The organism is Fodinicurvata fenggangensis DSM 21160 (genome assembly GCF_000686045.1).
Taxonomy (GTDB): domain Bacteria; phylum Pseudomonadota; class Alphaproteobacteria; order Kiloniellales; family DSM-21159; genus Fodinicurvata; species Fodinicurvata fenggangensis.
Genome location: NZ_JMLV01000002.1, coordinates 498,310 through 520,616, shown reverse-complemented (window position 1 = coordinate 520,616; position 22,307 = coordinate 498,310). Strand labels below are relative to the sequence as shown.

Below are 22,307 nucleotides of genomic sequence, written 5' to 3'. Positions count from 1 at the left end.
GGAACCCATATTCCAGGACTCTGTGCCTCCAGGCCCTGCGCTTAAGCTTTGCCGGGCACACCCTTGGTGGTGGAATACTCCCAGTGCAGCTCCTCGTCGGGGTGGACCCGGGGATGGATGGCATGGGCAGCGGTCGCCGCTTCCGAGAAGCCCGACAGGATCAGTTTCAGCTTGTTGCGATAGCTGGCCACATCGCCGATGGCGTGAATGCCGGGCAGGTTGGTCTCGCAGGTGAAGGGGTCGACGGTCAGGGCCTGCCGGTCCAGGTCCAGGCCCCAGTCACGGATTGGCCCCAGGTCCATGGACAGCCCGAAGAAGGGCAGAAGGCGGTCGGCCTCCAGGCGGCGCTCCGCATCATCGAAATCCCGTACGATCACGGCCTGCAGAGCGCCGTCCTGGCCTTCCAGCCGGTCCAGCTGATAGGGAACCACCAGCTCGATCCGCCCCGCCTCGGCCAGGGCATGCAATTTGGCGACTGAGTCGGGGGCGCCACGGAACTTGGGACGACGGTGGACCACATAGACCTTGCGCGCGATGTCGGCCAGCAGGATCGACCAGTCCAGAGCCGAATCCCCGCCGCCGGCGATCACGACACTGCGGTCCCGGAAGTCCTCGGGTTTCGTTACATAGTAGAAGACCGACTGGCCCTCATAGGACTGGAGATTCTCCAGCGGTGGGCGGTTGGGCCCGAAGGCGCCGACCCCGGCGGCCAGGATGACCGCCTTGGCCTCCACCACGCTCCCGCGCGAGGTGGTCAGCCGCCACCACTCGCCATTGCGCTCCAGCTTCTCGACGCGCTGGTCCATATGATAGACTGGCTCGAAGGGCGCGGCCTGCTCCAGAAGCTGCTCGATCAGCTCGGCTGCGCCTACGCGCGGAAAACCGGGGATGTCATAGATGGGTTTTTCGGGATAGAGCGCCGCGCACTGACCGCCCGGCACCTCCAGCGTGTCGATCACGTGGCAGTGCATCTTCAGCATGCCGCACTCGAAGATGGCGAAGAGACCCACCGGACCGGCCCCCACAATGGCCACGTCCGTACGCACTGGTGCTTCCGACATGAAATCATCCCGAAACTGGTAAGCGGTAACCCTGGAGCGGCGCTAACATGGCCGCAGCATGGCCCTCTTGCAAGGCCCACGTCCGGCCTGTTTCAGTCGACCGTTGTGGTCGCGCGCCGGACTTGTATAAAGGGCGGTGACAGCGCACCAGGGAAAACAACTCCCGGGAGGACAGGTGACGGAGCGCGCAGCGAGACCACTGGACAGCGAAGAGGCCACGATTGCCCTGGCGCAGGAATTGGCCGCCCTGGCCCGGACCGGTGACGTAATCCTGCTGTCCGGGGAGCTGGGGGCGGGCAAGAGCGTGTTCGCGCGTGCCTTCATCAACGCCTTGCCGGGACCAGTCGAGGAGGTGCCCAGTCCCACCTTCACGCTGGTTCAGACCTATCACCGCAGGAACCAGGAGGGCAGTGGCCTGGACGTCTGGCATTTCGACCTCTATCGCCTGGAAAGCCCGGACGAAGTCTGGGAACTGGGCCTGGAAGAGGCCCTGGCCGACGGCGTGTCCCTGATCGAGTGGCCGGAGCGCCTGGGCCGCGCGCTGCCGCCCTCGCGACTCGAGATCGAACTCCGCCACGGTGATCTTGAAAACCACCGTGCAGCCCGTATCACACCTTACGGGAGCTGGACCGAACGTCTGGCCAGGGGAGAGGCCTGATGCAGGCACCGCAGCCACAGCGGGAACAGGCCGCACAGAGCTTTATTCAACAGGCCGGCTGGACCGGCGCCAGGCTGGAACTCCTGGCCGCCGACGCCTCGTTCCGGCGCTACTTCCGTGTGTTCGGGACGGATAACACCGCGATCCTTATGGATGCGCCGCCCCAGAAGGAGAACCCCGAGGCCTTCCTGCGCATCGCCGAGCAGCTTGTGGCATTGGACCTGAGCGCCCCGCGCTGCCTGGTACGTGACCTGGAACAAGGGTTCCTGCTGCTGGAGGACTTCGGAGACCGTACCTTCACGCGGGCTCTGGCCGAGGGGGCCAGCGAGGCACAGCTTTACGACCTGGCCGTGGATACGCTGGCCACCCTGCAGCGACACTGGCCGGACGCACCCAAGCAGGTGAACCTTCCCGCCTATGACCTGCGGAAGCTGCTGGATGAAGCAGTCCTCCTCGTGGACTGGTACCTGCCGGCGGCCGGACAGCACCTGCCGGATTCGGCCCGCCGTGCCTACCTGGCGCTCTGGCAGGAGCTGCTGGAACCCGTACTGGAGGACAACCGCCTGCCAAGCGTCCTGGTTCTGCGCGACTATCACGTGGACAACCTGATGATCCTGCCGGGCCGCGAAGGAACGAAGGCCTGCGGCCTGCTGGATTTCCAGGACGCAGTCATCGGCACGCCGGCCTATGACCTGGTCTCGCTGCTGCGCGATGCGCGCCGGGACGTGCCAACCGCCCTGCAGCAACGCGAACTGGAGCGTTACCTGGCTGCCTGCCCCGAATGGCCAAGGGCCGCCTTCGAACGCGCCTACTGGACCCTGGGGGCCCAGCGCAATGCCAAGATCATCGGCATCTTCACCCGCCTGGCGCAGCGCGATGGCAAGCCGCGATACCTTGCACACCTGCCACGCCTCTGGCGCCTGCTGGAGGAAGAGCTCTCCCGACCCGAGCTGGCACCCCTGCGCGCCTGGTTCGACTGTCATGTTCCGGCCACGGCCCGGAACCCCGCCAACCTGATGTCCGCTGCTACCGGAGTCTTTTCATGAATCCAGTCTCCCCCACCCGTGCCATGGTCCTGGCCGCCGGATACGGCAAACGCATGCGACCGCTGAGCGACGCGCGGCCCAAACCCCTGATCGAGGTTCATGGCCGGCCCATGATCGACCGCGTGCTGAATCGCCTGGCCGATGCCGGCGTGAAACAGGCCGTGGTCAACCTGCATTACAAGGGCGACATGCTGCGCGCACACCTGGCCGATCGCAGCCGCCCGGAAATCCTTTTTTCCGAAGAAGCCGAGATTCTCGATACCGGAGGGGGCATCGCCAAGGCCCTGCCACAGCTGGGCGAGGACGCCTTCTATGTCACCAACAGCGATGTGGTCTGGCTGGACGGCCTGCGGCCTGCCCTGGAACGCCTTGCCAGTTTCTGGGATGAAAGCCGGATGGACGGCCTGCTGCTGCTCCACTCCTCGGCGCTCGCCTTCGGCTACGAGGGACAGGGGGACTTTACCCTCACTCCCGATGGGCAGGTGCGCCGCCGCAACGAGCGCGAAGTGGCCCCCTTCGTCTTCACCGGCCTGCAGATCCTGCACCCCCGTCTCTTTACCGGTGCACCGGAAGGCGCCTTCTCTCTGAATCGGCTCTGGGACCGGGCCATCGAGGAGCAGCGCCTCTACGGCCTGCGCCATGACGGCCTCTGGTTCCACGTGGGCACACCGGAACTGCTCGAGGAGACCGAGCAGGAGCTTTCCTACGAACTCGGCAAACCACGCCCCGAGCCCGTGGTGTAGACCATGTCCGCGCCAACGGCCCGCCTTGCCACCATCCCGCCGGAGACGTCCTTCGTCGACGCCCTGGCCGACGGCCTCCTGAAGCGCTTTGACGAGCCCCTGGCCCTTTCGCGGGTCACGCTGCTGCTGCCCACACGCCGTGCCGTGCGCAGCCTGCAGGAGGCCTTCCTGCGTCATTCCGGCGGCCGCGCCCTGCTGCTGCCGCGCATGATGCCGCTGGGCGACCTGGATCCTGAGGAAATCCTGCTGGGCGGGGAGGCGGAGGCCGCTGACGAAGGGGCCTTCGACCTGCCGCCAGCCCTGCCCGGACTGACACGACAGCTGATGCTGGCCCGCCTGGTCCAGGCCTGGCGCCGGCGAAAGTCAGGCGCGACGGCAGCCTCCGGAACGGCCCCGCAGGACGTGGGGGCCGTGGAACTGGCCGGCGAGCTGGCGCGCTTCTTCGACCAGGTCCAGACCGAGGGCCTGGACTTCTCCGGTCTGGACGGCCTGGTCGAAAAGGAACTGGCCGCCCATTGGGAGGAAACCCTGGAGTTCCTGCGGCTGGTCACCGAGCACTGGCCGAAGATCGAGGCAGACGAGGGCTGCATCGGGCCGGCCGAACGCCGCCGCCGCCTGCATGAACGCCGTATTGCGCTCTGGAAGAACCAGCCGCCGCAAGACCCCGTGATTGCCGCCGGCTCCACCGGTTCGATTCCCTCCACGGCCGACCTGTTGAAGGCCATAACCACCTTGCCGCAAGGGCAGGTTATCCTGCCCGGCCTGGACCAGGACTGCAGCGATGCGGTCTGGTCCTGGATCGGGCAGGATCCCACCCATCCGCAATACGGCCTGGCGCAACTGCTGGAGCATCTGGGGGTCGAGCGCAGCGAGGTTGTCCCCTGGCCAGAGCACGAGGCGCCACAGGCGGCCCGGCAACGCCGTCGGCTGGTGGCACAGGCTCTGCTGCCCGCCGAGACAACCCAGCTCTGGCAGGCAGGGGTTGCAAATGAAGCGGCCGGGCAGCCGGAACTGGACCCTGCCACGGCCCTGGCCGAGGTGAAGCGCCTGTCCTGCAGCAGTCCGGGAGAGGAGGCCCTGGCCATCGCGCTGTTGCTGCGTGAGGCCCTGGAAACACCAGACAAGACCGCAGCACTGGTCACGCCCGACCGCAACCTGGCCCGTCGTGTGGCGGCAGAGCTGCGGCGCTGGGACATCGATATCGACGACTCGGCCGGCCAGGACTTGGCCCTGACACCCCCGGGACAGTTCCTGCGTCTGACGGCAGCGCTGATCGAGGAGGATTGCGCGCCGCTGGCCCTGCTGTCTGCCCTGAAACACCCCCTGGCACGCGGCGGCCAGCCACCCGGTCATTTCCGCGAAGCGCTGCGCCGCCTGGAACGCGCGGTGCTGCGTGGACCACGGCCCGCGCCCGGCTTCCAGGGGCTTCAGGCCGCCCTGGCCGAAAGCGACCTGGAGGCAGAGAAACGCCGCGCCCTGACGCAGTGGCTGGACAGCCTCGCGGCTGCCTATCGCCCCTGTCAGGAAGCGCGCCGCGGTGGGGGCAACCTGGCAGACGTCCTCGAGGCACATTTGCATTTCACCGAGTACCTGGCCGCGGGCCCCCCTCCGGAGGAGGACCAGCAACTCTGGGCCGGAGAGGCCGGCGAGGCGGCAGCCGACTTCGTCACCGAACTGCGCCAGGCGGTAGAACATGCGCCGGATTTCGGCCCGGGGGATTACCCAGCCCTGCTGGACAGCCTTCTGCGCGGGCGCGTGGTGCGCCCGCGGTACGGACGCCATCCGCGCCTGTCCATCCTGGGGCCGCTGGAGGCGCGCCTGCTGCACCGCGACCTGCTGATCCTGGGCAGCCTGAACGAGGGCACCTGGCCGGCCGAGAGCGAACCCGGCCCCTGGCTCAGCCGCCCCATGCGGCGAGACTTCGGCCTGCCGCCTCTGGAACGGCGCATCGGCCTGTCCGCCCACGACTTCGCGCAGGCCTTCTGCGCACCCGAGGTGGTGCTGTCACGCTCCACCCGTGTCGAGGGCTCGCCGACCGTGCCGTCACGCTGGCTGTTGCGGCTCGAGGCCTGCCTGGAAAGCCTGGGCCAGCCTCAGGCCATTGCCGATATCTCCCCGCGTCTGCAGCACTGGGTCGAGGAGATCGACCGGCCGGCAGAGGTGCGCGCCTGTGCCCCGCCGGCCCCCCGCCCGCCGCTGGAGGCACGCCCCGACCAGCTTTCGGTCACCCGGGTGGAAACCTGGCTGCGCGATCCCTATGCACTCTACGCGCGACAGATCCTGCGCCTGAAGCCCCTGGACCCACTTGACGCCGATCCCTCTCTGGCCGAACGCGGCACGCTGATCCACCGCATCCTGGAGCGCTTTGTCCGCAGGTGGCCGCGGGAGCTGCCGGATGACCCGGTGGGTGAACTGCTGGCCATTGGTGCGGAGGAATTCGAACACTTCCGGGCCTGGCCGGGGCTCTATGCCTTCTGGATGCCGCGCTTCCGCCGCATTGCCCAGTGGGTGGCCGAAGCCGAGGCCCGGCGCCGCACCGACATGGGGCATGGCGAGGTCCTGGCCGAGGTGAGCGGAATTCTCGACCTTCCAAGCGGATTCCGGCTCACGGCCAAGGCGGATCGCATCGAACGCGCAGGGGATGGGAGTCTGGCGCTGCTGGACTACAAGACCGGCGGCCTGCCATCGAAAAAGGCCGTTCATTCGGGCATCGCGCCCCAGCTTCCCCTGGAGGCAGCCATAGCCCAGGCCGGCGGCTTCCAGGAGGTGCCCGCCGGACCCGTGGCCGCCCTGGTTTTCTGGCGACTGAGCGGTGCCGAGGCCGCGGGCGCGGAACTGGAGGTGGGCCCACCCAAGGACGAAACGCTGGAGGACGTGGCCCGCGCCGCCCTGGAGGGCCTGGAGCGCCTGGTCGCGGCCTTCCAGGATCCCGAGACCGCCTATCATGCCCGGCCGCGTCCGTCCTTCGCCCTGCGTTACAACGACTACAGCCACCTGGCCCGCCTGAAGGAATGGGCCAGCAGCACGGAGGCATCATGAGCGGCGGGACCACGCACAGTGCTGTCGCACAGGACCGCCAGCAGCGTGAACAGGGTGCCTCGCAGCGCCAGCGTCAGGCTGCCGATCCGCGCAGTTCGGCCTGGGTGACCGCCTCGGCCGGGACCGGCAAGACCAAGGTGCTGACCGACCGGGTGCTGAACCTGCTGCTGGATGGAACACCGCCGAACCGTATCGTCTGCCTGACCTTCACCAAGGCCGCCGCCGCGGAAATGCGCATCCGTCTTGCCCGGACACTGAAGGACTGGGCCACCGCCCGCCCGGACAAGCTGGAAGAGGCGCTGCATGCGCTGGGGCATGACCGACCGGCGCCTGACCTGATTCTGCGCGCACGCCAACTCTTCGCGGCCGTCCTGGACGCCCCCGGCGGTATCAAGATCCAGACCATTCACGGCTTCTGCCAGGCCCTGCTGGGGCGCTTCCCGCTGGAGGCCGGAATTGCGCCGCATTTCCGGCTGGTCGAGGAACGCGGACAGCAGGACCTGCTGAACGCGGCGCGCGAGGAAGTCCTGGCGGCCCTGGGCCGGCCCGGGGAAGACGCGCTGTCGGAGGCCATCGACCAGATCACGGCCCTGGTGGGCGAAGAGGACTTCCAGGGCCTGGTGGACAGCCTGATCCGCGAGCGCGATCGCCTGGCGCGCCTGCTGGCGGACCTGGGCTCGGAAGAGGCCCTGCTGACGGAAGTGGCCCGTGCTCTCGAGGTGGAGGGGCAGGGCGCGTCCCTCGACTTCCTGGAGTCGGCCTGCCGCGACGCGTCCTTTGCCGCCGACGAACTGCGCCAGGCGGCCAATGCCTTGATGGCAGGCAGCAAGAGCGATGCCAAACGCGGTGAAGTGCTCGCTTCCTGGCTGGCACAAACTCCCGAGTCGCGCGCCCGGGACTGGGAAACCTACCTGGGGGTCTTCTTCACGACCACGGGCACACGACGCGAGAAACTGGCACACAAGGAGGCCCTGGCCGTCCTGCCTACGGCGGCCAGCATCCTGGAAAGCGAGGCCTTGCGCGTGGAAGCGCTGCAGGAGTCCGTACGCGCCCTGCGCGTGGCCGAGGCCACTTCGGCCCTACTGCGGCTGGGCCTGCGCATCCTGGACACCTACGAGCGCGAGAAGACGCTGCGCGGCCTGATGGATTACGAGGACCTGATCCTGAAAAGCCGCGACCTGCTCTCCCGCCCGGGCATCTCGCCCTGGGTGCTCTACAAGCTGGACGGCGGCATCGATCATTTCCTGGTGGACGAGGCCCAGGATACCAACCCCGAGCAATGGGAGATCGTGCGCCTGATCACCGCCGACTTCTTCGCCGGCGACAGCGGCCACGAAACGGCCGCCGGCCTGGACAACCGCACCGTCTTCGCCGTGGGCGATGCCAAGCAGTCGATCTACTCCTTCCAGCGCGCCGAGCCGGCCGCCTTCGCCCGCATGCAGGCCTATTTCGCCGAAAAGGCCAGGTCCGCCCGCAAGCACTGGGCGTCGGTGGACCTGATCCACTCCTTCCGTTCCTGCCAGGCGGTCCTGGATCTGGTGGATGCCGTTTTCGAAAGCGAAAACATGCACGCGGGCGTCACCTTCGGGCGCGGCTGGCTGCCCCACGACGCCGTGCGCGTGGGCCAGGCCGGGCGCGTCGAGCTCTGGCCTCCGGTCAGCCCGCGCGAACAGGACAGCGAATCGCCCTGGGACCTGCCCTTGAATCGGCAGGAGGACGACCAGCCCCGCGCCCGACTGGCCAGCCTGCTGGCAAGCCGCATCCAGAGCTGGACGGCGCCGGCCGGTGGGGTCACGGAAGGCGACGAGGCCTGGCTGGACGCGCGGGCGCGCCCCGTGGCGCCGGGCGATATCCTGGTCCTGGTCCGCCGGCGCAATGCCTTCGTGAACGAATTGGTGCGCGAACTGAAGGCACGCAACGTACCGGTGGCCGGCGTCGACCGCATGGTCCTGACCGACCAGATGGCGGTCATGGATCTGATGGCCCTGGGCCAGTTCCTCTTGCTGCCCGAGGACGACCTGAACCTGGCCGTGGTCCTGCGCAGCCCCCTGATCGGGCTCAGCGAGGAGCAGCTCTTCCAGCTGGCCTGGAACCGTCCGGGCGAGGGCAGCCTGTGGCGCCAGTTGCGCCACACCGCCGAGGCGGATCCCGCATTGCAGCCCGCCCGGGATACACTTGAACAGCTCCTCTCCGAGGCGGACTACCGACCGCCCTACGAGTTCTATGCCGACCTGCTGGCCCGTGGCGGGCGGCAGCGCCTGCTGGCCCGCCTGGGGCCCGATGCGGCGGACCCGCTGGAGGAGTTCCTGTCCCTGGCGCTGGCCTACGAAAGCGAACACACCCCGTCGCTGCAGGGCTTCCTGCACTGGATGGAATCAGGCGAACGCGAGATCAAGCGCGACCTGGAAAGCGATGGCGGCGCCGTGCGCATCATGACGGTGCACGGCGCCAAGGGCCTGCAGGCCCCCATCGTGATTCTGCCCGACACCATGCAGTACACGAAGCCGAACCCCAATCTTCTGTGGCTGGAACAATCGCAGGGCGCCACGCTTCCGGTCTGGCTGCCGCGCAAGTCCATGGCCGACAGCCATTGCCGCGCGGCCCTGGAAACGGCCGAGCAGCAGGCAGAGGAGGAACACCGGCGCCTGCTTTATGTGGCCCTGACCCGGGCCGAGGATCGCCTTTACATCTGCGGCTGGGAAACACAGAGAACCACGCCCGAGACCTGCTGGTACAAGCTGGTGGAGCCCGCCATGGAAGCGGCCGGTGCCAAAGCCGTCGAGTTCGATTTCACCACAGAGGTGGACAAGGGCTGGAGCGGTCCGGGCTGGCGACTCGACACCCCCGGCGCGGCGCCTCCCGACCAGACCCGGGATACGCCGCGCCGCGAACGCCCCTCGGCGGAGTTGCCCGATTGGCTGTTGCGCCCGCCGCCTGCGGAAGCCGAGCCGCCACGCCCGCTCACACCGTCCCGTCCGACGCAGGACGACCCCCCGCCACGCTCGCCGTTGCAGGGTAGCCCCGGCCGCATCTTCCGGCACGGGCGCCTGGTACACAGCCTGCTGGAGCACCTTCCCGACCTGCCGCTGGCCGAACGCCGGCAGGCCGGCCTGCGCTTCCTGGGCCAGAGCGCCTTCGGCCTGGATGAGACGGAGCGCCAGGAGATCCTGGAGGAAACACTGGCGGTCCTGGACACGCCCGCCTTTGCCGATTTCTTCGGCCCGGACAGCCGGGCCGAAGTGCCCATCACCGGCCTGGTCCGGGCCGAGGGACACACCCGGGTCATCAGCGGCCAGATCGACCGCCTGGCCGTCCGGGCCGAGGACATCCTGGTCCTCGACTACAAGACCAACCGGCCACCACCGCTCACCCCGGAACAGGTTCCAACGGCCTACCTGCGGCAGATGGCCGCCTATGCCCAAGTGCTTTCGGAGGTCTATCCCGGCCGCAGCATACGCTGTGCTCTGCTCTGGACGGACGGGCCCAACCTGATGGAACTGCCGAGTGAATTGCTGACAGGTCATGCGCCTTGACGCTTCCGCTCACAGGCGCCAATACTTCCGCCAAGTCAGCCGGGCGACTCCCGGACCACCAGATTACGAGGTAAGCTCATGTCTACCACACAGGTTTCGGACAGCAGTTTTGATGAGGATGTCCTGAAGGCGGATCGTCCGGTCGTCGTCGATTTCTGGGCCGAATGGTGCGGCCCCTGCAAGATGATCTCCCCGGCCCTGGAGGAAATCGCACAGGCTCTCGACGGCAAGATCACGGTCGCCAAACTGAACATCGACGAGAATCCCGCCACACCCGCCAAATACGGTGTGCGCGGCATCCCGACCCTGATGCTGTTCAAGGACGGGGCGGTCAGCGCCACCAAGGTCGGCGCTCTGCCCAAGAATCAGCTGCAGTCCTGGATCGAGGAGCATATCTGACGTCGATTCTCTCGGCGCAGGGCCAGCGCGGGGCTTGACGCCGCGCGCCGGCTTGCGTAGAAGGCAGCTGCGCGCCCGGAGAGCGCTCCTCTCCGGCGCAAGTCATTTCAACCGATCACTTCGAAACGGAACCGAGATCATGGCACGACGTTGCGCCTTCACCGGCAAGGGTGTCCAGAGCGGCAACAATGTAAGCCACGCCAACAACAAGACACGGCGTCGCTTCTTGCCGAACCTGCAGGAAACCTCTCTCTACAGCGATGCGCTGGGGAGCATGGTGCCCCTGCGTCTGGCGACCTCTTCCATCCGCACGATCGAGCACAAGGGCGGCCTCGACGCCTATCTCCTGGGCATGCCCAACAGCAAGCTCGGCGCCGAGGCCCTCAAGATGAAGCGCCGCATTGCTCGCGCAGCGGCTGCCAAGGAAAGCTCTGCCGCCTGATCCTTCCGGCACGCAAGAGTCCAGCTTTCAAGGCCCGCCCCTCGGCGGGCCTTTTTGCGTTGAGACACGATTCTTGGTGGAACCCTTATAGAATTCCATACTAAGATGATTCTTGTATTCAGAATACTGAGAATGAAGTGCAGAGTGAATCACAATGCCATTCGCAAGATAATACCGTCTGGCATAAAGAATCCATTCATCGTGTTATTTGATATATGAGCGCTTCCGAGGTTTTCCATTTGCATAAAACCCTTTAATCCCTTAATAGCGGGATGAGTCTCGTCGACTAGCTCTACAGAACTGATATCCAGACCTGCCAAATCTGTCCGATTCTTGGTTATTGTTTCAGCAACAATTCGGTAAAATTCTTGCTCTTTTAATCCCCTTTGTCCAACTATCCACAAACGCCAAATATCGTTATCAGGATTGTGAACCCATAAAGCACCGCGCGGTCTAATTTCCGTTTCGTCGAGGAGGCGGACAAAAGCGTGTCCGCATTTCACCAGAAATTCTTTATCCAAGGCAGTACTCCATGATATTGATCAATAATGGCGTGCAAAAAATAATGTGTAGTGGAACGGTCTGATACTTCGTATCGCTTTTGTTCACTCCATTTTGAAACAATACCCCAATTGGCATGAAACTCATCGTCACTGTTCTCCTGTTTTTTTAGTTCATTAGAAAGACCAGACACGTTTATGAGAGTGACGAGGTCATGGGTGAATATGGAGGTAACGAATTTCTTGTCGGGGATAGTGTCTGTTTCAATTCGGGCTGCAATGCAGGCTTTTAGCGCGAATTCTACCGCATAACCACCAAGATAGTAGGCATTGGAAAAGCGCCCCCTATCAAATAGTAATAGGGCATCATCTACCTTAGTTTGCGCTAACGTCTGCAAGTCCGCCTTCTTCAAACCGTGCGCCATACGAACCTCAGAATAGCTAAACAAACAAATTTAGATGAGAACACGCTACCTCATCCTGATCGGCGTCATTAGAATCCCCCCGAAGCCTAAACAGGAATCGGTGAAGCGGAAAGACCAGACAAAAAAGAATAAGCCTGTCCAATTCGACAAGCTAATTTCGGTATTTTGCGATTGGGCGCATCCTGTGGTGGGACCAATACAGAATTCCATGCTACAATAGTGATTCCTCCGCATTCACAGTTCCGAGTAGGAGGTGCGCTATGAAATCTCTGATTTACAAGACCATTACTTTCGGTCCGGCGGAAGGCACCGGCTATGGCCGTCGTACCGTACTGAAGGGTCTGGCGGCGGCACCCCTGGCCACCGGCCTGGCCAACGTGCTTGCCGATCCGAAACTGGCGCGGGCCGCTGCCGACAGCCTGGACGAGGTCTCCCTGACCCTGTCCAATGGGGACCAGGTCACCGCTTCGCTGGCGCGACCGGCCGAAACCCCGGCCCCCGCCGTCCTGCTGATCCACGAATGGTGGGGCCTGAACGACCAGATCAAGACCATGGCCGCCGAATTCGCCGAACAGGGGTACCTGGCCCTGGCCGTCGACCTCTATGGGGGCGAGGTCGCCGAGGCCGGCGACCGCGAGACGGCGCGCAGCCTGATGCAGGCCGTGGACGCCGAGGTGGCTACCGAAACCCTGACCGCCTGGACCGACTGGCTGAAACAGCATGACGCAAGCACCGGACAGGTCGCCACCGTCGGCTGGTGCTTCGGCGGCGCCTGGTCGCTCAACGCCTCCATCGCAAGCCCGGTGGATGCGACGGTCATCTATTACGGCAACGTGGACCGCCCCGTCGAGAAACTGGAACAGCTTGAAGGCCCGGTGCTTGGCCACTTTGCCCGGCAGGACAAATCCATCACGCCGGAAATGGTGGAGACCTTCGCCAGCCGCATGGACGAGGCGGGCAAGGACCTGACGCTCTATTGGTACGAGGCCGACCACGCCTTCGCCAATCCGACCGGTGCGCGCTACGACGAGGACGACGCCGCCCAGGCCTGGGAACGGACGCTGGTGTTCCTGAAGGCGCAGCTGCGCGAGTGATCGCGGGACCTGGAGCGGAGTCACACGGCTTGAGGAATCGCCTTGCGATCCGTTAAGCCGTGATTTGCTCTAGCGCACCAACAGCTCGAAGGACGCCGCATCCTGCCAGAGGAAGGTGCCGTCGGGCTGGCGGATCATTTCCGGGAAGTGGCCCGGTACGATACGGTCGGCGATGGCGAGGATGCGTTCGATGGATTTCGTGCCCGCTTCCAGGGTGTCGAAGGCCATGTCGCAACGCCGTCCCACCACCTCCTTGGGATACTTGATGGCATCGCCTGCGATCACCACGCGGCCCTTGTCGGGCGTGTCCAGGTCCAGGGCATAGGACCCCGGCGTGTGCCCGGGCACGGCCAGGGTGCGCACGCCGGGGAACAGCTCCGGCTCGCCCTCCAGAAACGCCAGGTCGAACCCCTCAAGCTGCTTGCGGATCATCTGCGGGATGAAGGGGTCCTTCTCGTGCGGAGCAGCCGCATAGTCCCATTCGCGCTGGCTGACGAAGACCTTGGCATCCGGGAAGAGATCGATGTTCAGGCTGTGATCGAAGTGCAGGTGCGACAGGAAGACATACGGAATGTCGGCCGGCGCCAGGTCTCGAGCCGCCAGCGCGGTCAGCAGGCCGGGACGATTCACGTAGTGACCGACATCGAACAGCATGGGGCCTTCCGTGGTATGGACCAGGCTGACGTTCGCCAGGCCCAGGAATCCTTCACGCAGGCGCAGGTTGTTCCCCTGCAGCAGTATTTCGTAGTCTGCCGTCACGAGTCTTCCCTTCTTTACTTGTTTTTGCACACAACTTTAAGCAGTTTTTCACTGTCACAGCTTTGGAAACAAGTCTCTCCCATGCCGGCAGGCAGCTCAAGGCCTATGCCGGTCAGCTTCACCTTCCTTGACACTTTGTCGCTAAATTCTGATGATCGCGCCTGAATTTGGCCTTTAGCTTCAACTGTGCCATCAATAAAACATACAACCAGCAAACACGGCTTCAGGGAGTACGATCATCATGACCACCAAAAACATCCTGTCCCGCTTCGCGACCGGCGGCGCCGCCATGGGCGTCGGCCTGGCCATGACGGCCAGCCTTGCCGCAGCCGAGAATTGGGACATGCCCACCCCCTATCCCGAGGGCAACTTCCACACCCAGAACATCATCCAGTTCGCCGAGGACGTCGAGGAGGCCACCGATGGCGAACTGACCATCACGGTGCACTCCAACGGCTCGCTGATCGAACATCCGGAGATCAAGAATGCCGTGCGTGGCGGGCAGGTCCCGGCCGGCGAGTTCCTCCTGTCGCTGCTTGCCAACGAGAACCCGATCTTCCAGATCGACTCGGTGCCTTTCCTGGCCACAGGCTATGACGAGGCCGGAAAACTGTGGGAGGTCTCGCGCGAAAAGACCGAGGAGCTCCTTGCCGAGCAGAACCTGAAGGTTCTCTTTGCCGTGGCCTGGCCACCGCAGGGCATCTACACCATCGATAAGCTGGAATCGATCGATGACCTGAGCGGCACCAGCTTCCGCAGCTATAACAACACCACCGAGCGCCTGGCGCAGTTGGCCGGGGCCGTACCGACCCAGGTCGAGGTGCCTGACCTGGCACAGGCCTTCTCCACAGGCCGCGTCGACGCCATGATCACCTCGCCGTCCACCGGCGTGAACGTGAAGGCCTGGGACTTCCTTAACTACTACGCCGATACCCGCGCCTGGCTGCCCAAGAACATCATCGTGGTCAACCAGGACCGTTTCGATGCCCTGCCGTCCGAGGTCCAGGAGGCCGTCATGGCCGAGGCCGAGGAAGCCGAGGCCCGTGGCTGGGAGATGTCCATGGAGGAAACGGAAACCCAGACCCAGGCGCTGGCCGACAACGGGATCGAGGTCTACGAGCCGAATGAGGAGCTGCGTGCCTCGTTGCTCGAGATCGGTGAGACCATGTCCGCTGAATGGGCTGAAAGTGCCGGTGAAGACGGCCAGAAGATCCTGGACGCCTTCCTCGCGAACTGATTCGGGAGCCAAACCCCATGCCAGGCAGGCGTGGCGGTCCGGTCCACGACCGGCTGCCACGCCTGTAGGCTTGAGGGGTATCTAGCCTGGCCTTCCATGCCATCTCACAAGGAACATTGGCGATGCGCCGTTCCCTTGACCGCATTTACCGTGCCAGCGGCTATATAGCGGCCTTCTTCCTTTTCGCGATCTTTCTCGTTGTGTTGACCCAGGTCACCCTGGGCCTGATCGACGAGATCTTTTCGGTGTTGATCGGCAAGGCCTACGGCCTGCAGATACCAGGCTATGCCCGTTTCTCCGGTTACTTCCTGGCGGCCGCCACTTTCTTCGCGCTGGCCTACACCTTCAAGGAAGGCAGCCACATCCGTGTCAGCCTGGTGGTCCAGCACCTGCCCGCAGGGGTGCAGCGCTGGGTCGAGGTCTGGTGTTGCGCTGTCGCCGCCATCCTGGCCGGCTACTTCACGCTGCAGATGATCTCGCTTGTGCATGACTCCTATCGTTTCAACGATGTCTCGGGCGGTTTGATCGCCGTCCCGCTGTGGATTCCCCAGGTTTCGATGGTGATCGGACTGGTGATCCTGACCCTGGCCCTGGTGGACGAGACACTGCGGGTGCTCTTGGGCCATCGGCCCAGCTATGCCGATGCCGAAGGCCTGCTCGACCAGACCCGGGACGAAACCACAGACCCGCCGGACACCACCCCCACCTCGACAGCCCGCTAGCGCAGGACAGACACAATGGATCAGTTGATACTCTCCGGCGTTCTGGTTATCGCCCTGTTGGGCCTGCTGGCCAGCGGTGTCTGGGTGGCCTTTTCCCTGCTGGCGGTCGGTTACCTGGCCATCGAACTCTTTACTTCGGTGCCGGTTGGCCAGGCACTTGCGACCAATGCCTGGAGCGCGTCCACCAAGTGGTCGCTGGCGGCCTTGCCCATGTTCATCTGGATGGGTGAAATCCTCTTCCGCTCGCGCCTGTCCGAGGACCTCTTTGGGGGCCTTGCACCCTGGATGGCCCGCCTGCCCGGCCGTCTGATGCATGTGAACATCCTGGGCTGCGGCATCTTTGCCGCGGTGTCCGGGTCCTCCGCCGCCACGGCCGCCACCATCGGCAAGATGTCCCTGCCCGAGTTGAAGAAACGTGGCTACGATGAACAGATGATGATCGGAACCCTGGCCGGTTCTGGCACGCTTGGCCTTTTGATCCCGCCTTCGATCATCCTGATCGTCTACGGCGTGGCCATCGAGGAATCCATCTCTCGGCTGTTCATTGCCGGCGTCTTGCCCGGCCTGATGCTGGTCAGCCTCTTCATGGGCTATGTCATGCTCTGGTCCGCGCTCCATCCTTCACGGACACCGCCGCCCGAACCGCGCGTACCGTTCAAGGAACGCCTGAAGGCCTCGCGGCGCCTGATACCGGTGCTGCTGATCATCTTCGGAGTCATCGCCTCGATCTACTTCGGGGTGGCCAGTCCAACAGACGCGGCTTCCCTCGGCGTGCTCTTCTCGCTTCTGCTTTCCTGGTCCTCGGGCAGCCTGACCTGGAAAACCTTCCTGGACGGCCTGCTGGGGGCCACGCGCACCTCCTGCATGATCGCCTTCATCCTGGCCGGTGCAGCCTTCCTGTCGGTGGCCATGGGCTTCACGGGCATCCCGCGCGAGTTGGCCAGCTGGATTGCGGCCATGGAGTTGTCGCCCTATGCCCTGATCGCGGCACTGACGATCTTCTTCGTGGTGCTGGGCTGTTTCCTGGACGGAATCTCCATCGTCGTGCTGACCACGGCCGTCATCCTGCCGATGATCGACGCGGCCGGTCTGGACCGCATCTGGTTCGGAATCTACGTGGTCCTGGTGGTGGAGATGAGCCAGATCACCCCGCCGGTGGGCTTCAACCTCTTTGTGCTGCAGGGCCTGACGGGGCGCAACATCTTCAAGGTGGCGCTGGCCGCCCTGCCTTTCTTCCTGATCCTGATGCTCTCGGTCATCCTGGTCGTGGTCTTCCCGGAAATCGCCACCTGGCTGCCGCAACAGATGAACTGACCGCCCGGGGGCTAACGAAGACCCTTCCAGCCTGCGTGGGGCTGGCACATTGGCGCGCCTGCGCCCATGTGATAGGGAGACTCGCCAGTATCCTTTTCACAAAAGACAAGTGACATGACTCCGGAAACGCAAGATCCCGCTTTGCTTGAAGACCTGATCCGCAAAGCCCGCGCGGCCGGTGCCGACAGCGCCGATGCATTGGTGGCCCGTTCCACCGCGCTCAGCCACGCCCAGCGCATGGGCGAGCTGGAACAGCTCGAGCGCGAGGAAAGCCAGGACGTCGGCCTGCGCGTCTTCATCGGCAAGCGCCAGGCCATCGTGTCCTCCACCGACCTGAATGCCAAGGCCCTGGACGAACTGGTTGAGCGGGCTGTAACCATGGCCCGGGTCGTGCCGGAGGACCCCTACTGTGGCCTGGCCGATCCGGAGCAGTTGGCCCGCCAGATTCCCGATGTGGAGTCCTGCGACCCCGTGGAGCCCAGCCCGGAAGACCTGATCGAACGCGCCCGCCTTTGTGAAGAGGCCGCCCGTGCCGTTGAGGGCGTAACCAATTCCGAGGGCGCCGAGGCCGGCTGGGGCATGACTCGCGTCTCGCTGGCGGCCAGCAACGACTTCACCGGCAGCTATCGCGTTTCCAGCCATTCCGTGGGCGTTTCCGTGCTGGCCGGCGAAGGCCTGGACATGCAGCGGGACTACGATTTCTCCAGCAAGGTCTTCGCCAGCGACCTGGAAGATCCCACCGTTGTCGGCCGACGTGCCGGCGAACGGGCGGTTCGGCGCCTGAATCCGGTCAAGCCGAAGACCGGGCGCGTGCCCATCGTCTATGAGTCCCGGGTGGCCAACAGCCTGCTGCGCCACTTCCTGGGCGCCATCTCCGGCCCCTCCATCGCGCGCGGCACCTCCTTCCTGAAGGACCGCATGGACAAGCCGGTCTTTGCCGAAGGCATCCGTATCATCGACGAACCGCACCGCAAGCGCGGCCTGCGCTCACGTCCCTTCGACAGCGATGGCCTGCCGACACGGACCTGGAACCTGATCGAGGACGGACGCCTGACCACCTGGTTGCTGGACCTGTCCTCGGCCCGGCAGTTGGGCCTGGAGCCCACCGGCCATGCCAGCCGGGGCACCTCCAGCCCGCCGGGACCCTCGGCCAGCAACGTCTACCTGGAACCCGGCCGGCAGAGCCCGGAAGAGATAATTGCCGATATCGAGGACGGTTTCTATGTCACCGAAATGATCGGCATGGGTGTCAACGGTGTCACCGGTGACTACAGCCGCGGCGCCTCGGGCTACTGGATCAAGGACGGCAAGCTGACCCACCCGGTCAGCGAAGCCACCATTGCCGGCAACCTGAAGGACATGTTCGCGAATCTGACACCGGCCAGTGACCTGAAGATGATCTACGGCATCGATGCGCCCACCCTGCGCGTGGACGGCATGATGGTGGCCGGATCATAAGCGAGCGTTCATGACCGTCACGCTCACCGCCGAGGAACAGGCCATAGCCCAGGGGCGTGACGGACCCGGCAGGGCCATGGCCCTGCGCATCCTGGCGGAGAGCGCGCGCCTGCTGGGCGCGGAACATCTGGTTCCCATTGCCTCCAGCCATATCGACGGCTGCCTCTATCACGGCGACAGCGGTGTTGCCTTTGCCGAGAAACTGGTCAAGGGCGGTGCCAGGGTGACGGTCCCAACCACACTCAACGTCGGCGCCCTGGACCTGCTGCGCCCACAGCAAATTCGCCTGGAACCCCACCAGCGCGAAATGGCACTCCGGCTCATGCGCGCTCACGAGGCGCTGGGCTGCCGCGCCACCTGGACCTGCGCGCCCTATCAGGCCGGGCACCGCCCGGCCGTTGGAGAGGATGTGGCCTGGGGCGAGAGCAATGCCGTGGCCTTCGTCAACTCGGTCCTGGGCGCGCGCAGCAACCGCTACGGCGATTTCCTCGACCTCTGCTGCGCCATCACCGGGCGGGCGCCGGCCACCGGCCTGCACCTGCCGGAAAACCGGCGTGCGACTCTGCGGGTCGATACCTCCGCGATTCCCGACCGCCTGAAGGAACTCGGTGCCTTCTATCCGGTCCTGGGCGCCTGGTACGGGCGCGCAGTGGGCGAGGCCATTGGCGTCATCGACGGCCTGCCGCAGACTGTTTCGGAGGACGCTCTCAAGGCCTTTGGCGCAGCAGCCGCCTCCAGTGGCTCCGTGGCCCTCTTCCATGCGACCGGCCTGACCCCCGAGGCCCCGACTGCCGAGACGGCCCTGGGCGGACAGGCACCGTCCGAGGTTCTTCGACCGGCCGCATCCGACCTGCTGGCCGCCCGCGACAGCCTCTCGACCGTGGAGGGCGCGCATCTCGATGCCATCGCCGTGGGCAGTCCGCATTTTTCGAATTCCGAATTCAAACAGCTTCTGAAGCTGCTGGATGGCCGCAGGAGCCGGGTGCCCTTCCATGCCTGTACCGGCCGGCATGTCATTGCGCAACTCGAGGCCGAGGACCTGCTGCAAGACCTGGAAGCTGCGGGGGTCAACATCGTGGCGGACACCTGCGTGGTGGTCACGCCCATCCTGGAAGGCTTCTCGGGCGTGCTGATGACCAATTCCGGCAAGTTCGCCCACTACGCCCCCGGCAACACGGGCTACGGCGTGCTTTACGGCAGTCTGTCCGACTGCGTGGAAAGCGCGGTGGCCGGCCGTCTGGTGCGCGACGAGAGCCTCTGGAGCGCCTGAGCCATGGATCGTTCCGATGCGCACGATCTGCAAGGCGAAGTCCTGATTGCCGGCGCGGCCGAGGGACCGCTCCTCGTCCTGGAGGAACCGCTCAGCTTCTGGGGCGGCGTCGATCCCGCCAACGGAAAGATCATCGCCACGCGCCACCCGCAGTGCGGTGCGAACGTCAGCGGAACCCTTCTGGTCCTGCCGCGGGCCATCGGCTCGTCATCCTCCTCCTCCGTGCTATTGGAACTGATCGCGGCCGGTCATGCGCCCGCCGGCCTCGTGCTGGGACAGACGGATGCCATCCTGCTGCTGGGAAGCATCGTCGCGGAAGAACTGGACCATTCCCCCGTACCCGCCCTTCTGGTGAAGGACACGGCCCTTGTCGGACTGAGAAGCGGGCAGCAGGGCGCCTTGAGCCTCGACGGACGGCTGCGTGTTCACAACTGAGGAAGGATGCCAGGCAGGCTCACGCCCCCTCGAGCGCCGGCAGGAACGCACGTTCCACCAGGTCGTGCAGGCGCTGCACATAGCCGCTGGCGCCTGACGCCCGGCTGGTATCCGAGGTCATGACCAGGGTCGCCGCCAGCTCGGGACAGACATAGATCATCTGGCCGCCATAGCCCCAGCCATAGTAAACCTGCCGACCGGCCATGGAGCGGATGAACCAGCCATAGCCATAGCGATCCCCCGTCCAGCGCGAGCGGCCGCGTGGGCGCCAGGAAATCTCGGGCCAATCCCCGGCAAAGACCCGCGCGCCCCCGATGGTTCCGTCCAGGCGATAGAGTTCACCCAGTGGCAGCAGTGCGCGCGGCGACAGCGCCATGTTGTTGCCCCCGAAGTAATACCCCTGGGGATCCTGCTGCCAGGCCGGAATTTCGATGCCAAGCGGTGCGCCCAGCCAGTCCCGTGCCAGCTCCAGCGTGCTGCGCCCGCTGGCCCGGGTCAGGAGGACCGAAAGCAGGTGTGAGTTGCCTGTGGAATAGCGCATCTCGCCGCCCGGCTCCGCCACGAAGGGACGGCTCAGGGCATGCCGCACCCAGTTGGGACTGGTCACCCAGGCGCCGTAGTTCTGGCCCGAGGTGCGTTCCAGCCCGGCCTGCATGGACAGCAGGTTGCCGACCGTCACCTCCTGAAGCTGTGGGTCCGCGTTCTCCGGCACCAGGTCTCCCAGCAACGGCACGACCGGCTGGTCCGCGCCCTTCAGGACACCCTCATGAATGGCCACACCCACCAGGGCAGCGATCACGGTCTTGGCCACGGACTTCACATTGACCGGCTGGTCGAGCGCCGGACCGCGAAAGACCTCCTCGACAAGAACGCGGCCCTCCTGCGCCACGATCAGGCCGTGCAGTCGCTCATAATCCCTGGCCGCACCGACAGCCCGGTCGAGGCTGACGGACTCCGCACCGGCCGAGCGCCCGGCCACCGCCACAGCGCCGGCAGTCAGCCCCAGTTTCAAGAAGTCTCTTCTGCGCACATCCATTAGACAGGATTTGGTCCGCAGGGCACGCGGATCAAGCGGACCGTTTTCACGGCCTGCAGTCCGGCAGGGCAGGCCTGCAAGAAACGGGAAGGCAGAGTGGGTTCGGACAGGCTATTCTCCTTCGCACGATACACCCATAGGCTGCAGCAGGACGCGGGATGACTCGAAACAGCGAGACCCAAAGGACCATGACCCCGAAGACCTGGGGCCTGCTGATCGTCCTCTCCCTTCTCTGGGGTGGATCCTTCTTCTTCATCGCCGTCGCGGTAAAGGACCTGCCGCCGCTGACGATCGTTGCCCTGCGCCTGTCTCTGGCGGCCATAGCGCTCTGGGGCTTCTGCCTGCTGCGCGGTTTCACCCTGCCCCGAGTGCCGGCGATCTGGCGAGCCTTCCTGGTCATGGGGGTGCTCAACAACGCCATCCCCTTTTCCCTGATCGTCTGGGGCCAGGCCCAGATCGCCTCCGGCCTGGCCTCCATCCTCAATGCCACCACGCCTCTGTTCACCGTGGTCCTGGCTGGCGTCTTCCTGGCGGACGAACGCATGAGCCCGCTCAGGCTCTCCGGCGTCCTTGTCGGCTTTGCCGGCACCGCCGTCATGATCGGTCCCGCCGTGTTGATGGGGCGCGAGGCCAGTGCCCTGGCCCAGGGGGCCATACTGGGCGCGGCTCTGTCCTATGCCAGCGCCTCGGTCTTCGGCCGGCGCTTCAGGGACCTAGGTGTCCATCCCGTGATGACGGCCACGGGCCAAGTCACCATGTCCAGCCTGATCCTGGTGCCGCTGGCCTTCCTGGTCGACCGCCCCTTTACGCTGGACGTACCGACGCCGGAAATCTGGCTGGCCATTGTAGCGCTGGCGCTGTTGTCCACGGCGTTGGCCTATATCCTCTATTTCCGGATCCTCTCACTGGCAGGCGCTACCAACGTGCAACTGGTCACCTTCCTGGTCCCGGTGACGGCCATCCTGCTGGGCGCCCTGATACTGGGCGAACGCCTGGCGCCCCAGCATTTCGCCGGCATGGGCCTGATCGCCCTCGGCCTGGCCGTCATTGACGGCCGACTGCCTCGCTTCCTCCAGAACAGACTCTCCAATCGGACGAACGGAATGCCGCCCCCAGAAGCCCGCTGAAGTCCGAAC

The 22,307-nt window shown here is 65.1% G+C and carries 20 protein-coding genes; 15 read left to right on the top strand and 5 right to left on the bottom strand.

Features of this window, described 5'->3' with window-relative positions:
- Positions 1-41: 41 nt before the first annotated feature.
- Positions 42-1,061, bottom strand: coding sequence for an NAD(P)/FAD-dependent oxidoreductase (locus tag BP38_RS0105635; protein WP_026986931.1), 1,020 nt, complete (start codon positions 1,059-1,061; stop codon positions 42-44).
- Between the two features lie 175 nt (positions 1,062-1,236).
- On the opposite strand from BP38_RS0105635, the gene tsaE reads away from it, so the two are divergent.
- The 7 genes from tsaE to rpmB all read left to right on the top strand — a co-directional run bounded on the left by tsaE (position 1,237) and on the right by rpmB (position 10,921).
- Positions 1,237-1,719: a tRNA (adenosine(37)-N6)-threonylcarbamoyltransferase complex ATPase subunit type 1 TsaE gene (gene tsaE, locus BP38_RS0105630; protein ID WP_035723662.1), complete on the top strand. Its 483-nt coding sequence runs from the start codon at positions 1,237-1,239 to the stop codon at positions 1,717-1,719.
- The gene (locus BP38_RS19255) at positions 1,719-2,765 is read left to right on the top strand and encodes an aminoglycoside phosphotransferase family protein (RefSeq protein WP_051609014.1); all 1,047 of its coding nucleotides are present in this window, start codon (positions 1,719-1,721) and stop codon (positions 2,763-2,765) included. Before tsaE ends, BP38_RS19255 begins: the two co-directional genes overlap by 1 nt.
- Positions 2,762-3,508 (top strand): nucleotidyltransferase family protein, encoded by a 747-nt coding sequence (locus BP38_RS19250; RefSeq protein WP_051609013.1) that lies wholly within the window; start codon positions 2,762-2,764, stop codon positions 3,506-3,508. Before BP38_RS19255 ends, BP38_RS19250 begins: the two co-directional genes overlap by 4 nt.
- 3 nt (positions 3,509-3,511) lie before the next feature.
- Positions 3,512-6,547, top strand: coding sequence for a double-strand break repair protein AddB (gene addB, locus BP38_RS0105615; protein ID WP_026986929.1), 3,036 nt, complete (start codon positions 3,512-3,514; stop codon positions 6,545-6,547).
- On the top strand, positions 6,544-10,080 hold the full coding sequence (addA, locus tag BP38_RS19245) for a double-strand break repair helicase AddA (protein WP_051609038.1): 3,537 nt from the start codon (positions 6,544-6,546) through the stop codon (positions 10,078-10,080). Before addB ends, addA begins: the two co-directional genes overlap by 4 nt.
- 78 nt (positions 10,081-10,158) lie before the next feature.
- Positions 10,159-10,479: a thioredoxin TrxA gene (trxA, locus tag BP38_RS0105605; RefSeq protein ID WP_026986928.1), complete on the top strand. Its 321-nt coding sequence runs from the start codon at positions 10,159-10,161 to the stop codon at positions 10,477-10,479.
- A gap of 139 nt (positions 10,480-10,618) precedes the next feature.
- A complete protein-coding gene (rpmB, locus tag BP38_RS0105600) occupies positions 10,619-10,921 on the top strand; it encodes a 50S ribosomal protein L28 (RefSeq protein ID WP_026986927.1) in 303 nt (100 codons plus the stop codon).
- Positions 10,922-11,070: 149 nt separating this feature from the next.
- Here rpmB and BP38_RS22505 read toward each other — a convergent pair whose 3' ends face one another.
- Both BP38_RS22505 and BP38_RS0105590 read right to left on the bottom strand, forming a co-directional pair.
- Positions 11,071-11,442 (bottom strand): hypothetical protein, encoded by a 372-nt coding sequence (locus BP38_RS22505; protein ID WP_155992219.1) that lies wholly within the window; start codon positions 11,440-11,442, stop codon positions 11,071-11,073.
- Positions 11,421-11,846: a HEPN domain-containing protein gene (locus BP38_RS0105590; protein ID WP_155992217.1), complete on the bottom strand. Its 426-nt coding sequence runs from the start codon at positions 11,844-11,846 to the stop codon at positions 11,421-11,423. The genes BP38_RS22505 and BP38_RS0105590 overlap by 22 nt, the downstream gene beginning before the upstream one ends.
- 260 nt (positions 11,847-12,106) lie before the next feature.
- Here BP38_RS0105590 and BP38_RS19240 point away from each other — a divergent pair, with 260 nt between their 5' ends.
- A complete protein-coding gene (locus tag BP38_RS19240) occupies positions 12,107-12,940 on the top strand; it encodes a dienelactone hydrolase family protein (protein WP_051609011.1) in 834 nt (277 codons plus the stop codon).
- Between the two features lie 69 nt (positions 12,941-13,009).
- Here BP38_RS19240 and BP38_RS0105580 read toward each other — a convergent pair whose 3' ends face one another.
- Positions 13,010-13,699, bottom strand: coding sequence for an MBL fold metallo-hydrolase (locus BP38_RS0105580; RefSeq protein WP_026986925.1), 690 nt, complete (start codon positions 13,697-13,699; stop codon positions 13,010-13,012).
- Positions 13,700-13,940: 241 nt separating this feature from the next.
- Here BP38_RS0105580 and BP38_RS19235 point away from each other — a divergent pair, with 241 nt between their 5' ends.
- From BP38_RS19235 to BP38_RS0105550, 6 genes are all read left to right on the top strand, one after another.
- Complete coding sequence (locus BP38_RS19235; protein WP_081816467.1) at positions 13,941-14,936, top strand: TRAP transporter substrate-binding protein; 996 nt, start codon at positions 13,941-13,943, stop codon at positions 14,934-14,936.
- A gap of 122 nt (positions 14,937-15,058) precedes the next feature.
- Positions 15,059-15,658 (top strand): TRAP transporter small permease, encoded by a 600-nt coding sequence (locus BP38_RS19230; RefSeq protein ID WP_051609010.1) that lies wholly within the window; start codon positions 15,059-15,061, stop codon positions 15,656-15,658.
- 15 nt (positions 15,659-15,673) lie between these two features.
- On the top strand, positions 15,674-16,972 hold the full coding sequence (locus tag BP38_RS0105565) for a TRAP transporter large permease (RefSeq protein WP_026986924.1): 1,299 nt from the start codon (positions 15,674-15,676) through the stop codon (positions 16,970-16,972).
- A 114-nt stretch (positions 16,973-17,086) separates the two neighbouring features.
- Positions 17,087-18,430: a TldD/PmbA family protein gene (locus BP38_RS0105560; RefSeq protein ID WP_026986923.1), complete on the top strand. Its 1,344-nt coding sequence runs from the start codon at positions 17,087-17,089 to the stop codon at positions 18,428-18,430.
- 10 nt (positions 18,431-18,440) lie between these two features.
- Positions 18,441-19,700 (top strand): aconitase X, encoded by a 1,260-nt coding sequence (locus tag BP38_RS0105555; protein ID WP_026986922.1) that lies wholly within the window; start codon positions 18,441-18,443, stop codon positions 19,698-19,700.
- Between the two features lie 3 nt (positions 19,701-19,703).
- Positions 19,704-20,135: an aconitase X swivel domain-containing protein gene (locus BP38_RS0105550; RefSeq protein ID WP_051609009.1), complete on the top strand. Its 432-nt coding sequence runs from the start codon at positions 19,704-19,706 to the stop codon at positions 20,133-20,135.
- Between the two features lie 19 nt (positions 20,136-20,154).
- On the opposite strand, the gene BP38_RS0105545 is transcribed toward BP38_RS0105550, so the two are convergent.
- Entirely contained in the window at positions 20,155-21,147 is a 993-nt protein-coding gene (locus tag BP38_RS0105545; protein WP_245602328.1) for a serine hydrolase domain-containing protein, read from the bottom strand.
- Positions 21,148-21,329: 182 nt separating this feature from the next.
- On the opposite strand from BP38_RS0105545, the gene BP38_RS19225 reads away from it, so the two are divergent.
- Entirely contained in the window at positions 21,330-22,298 is a 969-nt protein-coding gene (locus BP38_RS19225) for a DMT family transporter (RefSeq protein ID WP_211250229.1), read from the top strand.
- Positions 22,299-22,307 lie beyond the last annotated feature (9 nt).

Coding starts and splice junctions, on each gene's coding strand:
- BP38_RS0105635 (WP_026986931.1), bottom strand. CDS start 1,061: ATGTCGGAAGCACCAGTGCGTACGGACGTGGCCATTGTGGGGGCCGGT.
- BP38_RS19255 (WP_051609014.1), top strand. CDS start 1,719: ATGCAGGCACCGCAGCCACAGCGGGAACAGGCCGCACAGAGCTTTATT.
- BP38_RS19250 (WP_051609013.1), top strand. CDS start 2,762: ATGAATCCAGTCTCCCCCACCCGTGCCATGGTCCTGGCCGCCGGATAC.
- addB (WP_026986929.1), top strand. CDS start 3,512: ATGTCCGCGCCAACGGCCCGCCTTGCCACCATCCCGCCGGAGACGTCC.
- addA (WP_051609038.1), top strand. CDS start 6,544: ATGAGCGGCGGGACCACGCACAGTGCTGTCGCACAGGACCGCCAGCAG.
- trxA (WP_026986928.1), top strand. CDS start 10,159: ATGTCTACCACACAGGTTTCGGACAGCAGTTTTGATGAGGATGTCCTG.
- rpmB (WP_026986927.1), top strand. CDS start 10,619: ATGGCACGACGTTGCGCCTTCACCGGCAAGGGTGTCCAGAGCGGCAAC.
- BP38_RS0105590 (WP_155992217.1), bottom strand. CDS start 11,846: ATGGCGCACGGTTTGAAGAAGGCGGACTTGCAGACGTTAGCGCAAACT.
- BP38_RS19240 (WP_051609011.1), top strand. CDS start 12,107: ATGAAATCTCTGATTTACAAGACCATTACTTTCGGTCCGGCGGAAGGC.
- BP38_RS19235 (WP_081816467.1), top strand. CDS start 13,941: ATGACCACCAAAAACATCCTGTCCCGCTTCGCGACCGGCGGCGCCGCC.
- BP38_RS19230 (WP_051609010.1), top strand. CDS start 15,059: ATGCGCCGTTCCCTTGACCGCATTTACCGTGCCAGCGGCTATATAGCG.
- BP38_RS0105565 (WP_026986924.1), top strand. CDS start 15,674: ATGGATCAGTTGATACTCTCCGGCGTTCTGGTTATCGCCCTGTTGGGC.
- BP38_RS0105560 (WP_026986923.1), top strand. CDS start 17,087: ATGACTCCGGAAACGCAAGATCCCGCTTTGCTTGAAGACCTGATCCGC.
- BP38_RS0105555 (WP_026986922.1), top strand. CDS start 18,441: ATGACCGTCACGCTCACCGCCGAGGAACAGGCCATAGCCCAGGGGCGT.
- BP38_RS0105550 (WP_051609009.1), top strand. CDS start 19,704: ATGGATCGTTCCGATGCGCACGATCTGCAAGGCGAAGTCCTGATTGCC.
- BP38_RS19225 (WP_211250229.1), top strand. CDS start 21,330: ATGACTCGAAACAGCGAGACCCAAAGGACCATGACCCCGAAGACCTGG.